Origin of the sequence: Kineococcus glutinatus (assembly GCF_039542765.1) — a bacterium.
In the GTDB taxonomy this organism is placed as follows: domain Bacteria; phylum Actinomycetota; class Actinomycetes; order Actinomycetales; family Kineococcaceae; genus Kineococcus_A; species Kineococcus_A glutinatus.
Map to the genome: position 1 here is coordinate 1 of NZ_BAABIL010000275.1, position 1830 is coordinate 1830.

3 protein-coding genes are annotated in these 1830 nt (G+C 78.1%); 2 read left to right on the forward strand and 1 reads right to left on the reverse strand.

Features of this window, described 5'->3' with window-relative positions:
* Positions 1 to 159 precede the first annotated feature (159 nt).
* Both ABEB16_RS11110 and ABEB16_RS11115 read left to right on the forward strand, forming a co-directional pair.
* Positions 160 to 471: an ArsR/SmtB family transcription factor gene (locus ABEB16_RS11110; RefSeq protein WP_345712316.1), complete on the forward strand. Its 312-nt coding sequence runs from the start codon at positions 160 to 162 to the stop codon at positions 469 to 471.
* The gene (locus ABEB16_RS11115) at positions 471 to 995 is read left to right on the forward strand and encodes an SRPBCC domain-containing protein (RefSeq protein ID WP_345712317.1); all 525 of its coding nucleotides are present in this window, start codon (positions 471 to 473) and stop codon (positions 993 to 995) included. Before ABEB16_RS11110 ends, ABEB16_RS11115 begins: the two co-directional genes overlap by 1 nt.
* A gap of 4 nt (positions 996 to 999) precedes the next feature.
* Here the strand turns inward: ABEB16_RS11115 and ABEB16_RS11120 are convergent.
* On the reverse strand, positions 1000 to 1830 hold an 831-nt coding region (locus tag ABEB16_RS11120; RefSeq protein WP_345712318.1), incomplete at its 5' end, for a PEP/pyruvate-binding domain-containing protein.

Here is a 1830-nt window from a genome sequence, read left to right on the forward strand (position 1 = left end):
CTCCGGGTTCGGGCGCTCTGCCGGCACCCCTCCCCCGCCCATCTCCGGGTTCGGGCGCTCCGCGGGGCCGCGCCCGGCGCCCGGACCTGGAGAAGGGCGGGCCGGCGAGCCCCCGAACATGCCTTGACGGGCATATGCACATCGCTGCATGCTCGAGCCGTGGACACCGCCGCGCTCGCTGCGCTGGCCGAGCCGAACCGGCTGCGCATCGTCGAACTGCTGCGCACCGGCGAACGCCCCGTCGGTGAGCTCACCGCCGCCCTCGGCATTCCCCAGCCCAGCACCTCCAAGCACCTGCGGGCCCTGCGCGACGCCGGCCTCGTCAGCGTCCGGACCGACGCGCAGCGCCGCTGGTACCGGCTGCGCCCCCACCCGCTGCGGGAGCTGGACGCCTGGCTGGAGCCCTACCGCGCGATGTGGGCGCGCAGCCTCGACGCCCTGGAGCAGCACCTCGACGAGATGGAGGACTGATGGACGAGCCCCTCGGCACGCTGCACCGCGACCCCGACGGCCGGCGGGTGCTGCGCTACGAGCGCCACCTGGCCCACCCCCGCGAGAAGGTCTGGCGCGCCATCACCGACTCCGGGCACCTGCGCGCCCGGCTGCCCTGCGACGTCGTCGGCGAACGCCGGGCCGGGGCGCGGCTCACCCTGCCGTTCTGGCCGGAGGTCGTCGCCGCCCACGGCGAGCGCATCGGCGAGGACACCGCCACCACCGGCGAGGTCCGCGTCTGGGACCCGCCCGCCGTCTTCGAGTGGACGTGGGACGTCGACGTGCTGCGCTGGGAGCTGGTACCCACCGCAGGCGGCACCCTGCTGACGTTCACCACGTGGATCGGCGACCCGGACCTGCCGCCCGCCGACCCGGCCGCCGGCTGGCACGACTGCCTGCACCGGCTCGCGGCGCTGCTGGACGGGCACCCCGGCGGCCCGACGGCGGAGGCGGAGATCGCCCGCGTCGAGGAGCGCTACGCGCGGCTGGCCGCGATCCCGTAGCGGCTCAGGCGGGCCGCACGGTCCCCGCGTCACCGTCGACGACGAGGTGCTGCCCGTCGCGCAGCACACCCAGGGCACCGGGGACCCCGAGCACGGCGGGCAGCCGCCGCTCCCGGGCGACGATCGCGGCGTGGCTGAGCACCCCGCCGACCTCGGTGACGACGGCGGCCACGACGCCGAACAGCGGCGTCCACGCCGGGTCCGTCTCGCGGCACACGAGCACGTCACCCGGTTGCACGTGCGGGAAGTCCGCAGCAGAACGCACCAGCCGGGCGGGACCCGCGGCGCTCCCCCGGCTGCCGGCGGCGCCCACCAGAAGCGCACCCGGGGCCGCACCCGGGGCCGCACCCGGGGCCGCACCCGGGGGCGGCAGCGGGGCGGTCACCGGCCTGGCCTGCAGCAGCCACACCCGCCCGGCCGCGACGGCGAACTCCACGTCCTGCGGGCCGCCGAGGTGGGCGGCCACCGCCTCCCCCAGCGCCAGCACCTCCCGCACCCGCACCTCGTCGAGGCAGGGCCGGGCGCGGTCGCGCAGCGGCACCGCGGTGGTGGCCGTCCCGCCGGGGGCGCGGTCGACGCGGGTGCGCTTGTCCCCCGCGCGGTGCTCCAGGCCACCACCGGGCGCCGGGACCCAGGTGTCGGGCGTCACGAGACCGCGCACCACCGGCTCCCCCAACCCCCAGGACGCCTCCAGCCGCGCGGCGGCGCCGTCGGCGGCGGTGAACAGCACCCCCGCGGCGTCGGCGTCGACGAGCCGCTGGACGAGGACGGCAGTTCCCGGCGCCGGGTCGGCGGTCCCCGGTGCGGGGTCGGCGTGCACCGCGCGGTACGCGAG

What these genes read in the sequence shown, in the direction of transcription:
- ABEB16_RS11115 (WP_345712317.1), top strand. Translation starts at nt 471, where the DNA reads ATGGACGAGCCCCTCGGCACGCTGCACCGCGACCCCGACGGCCGGCGG.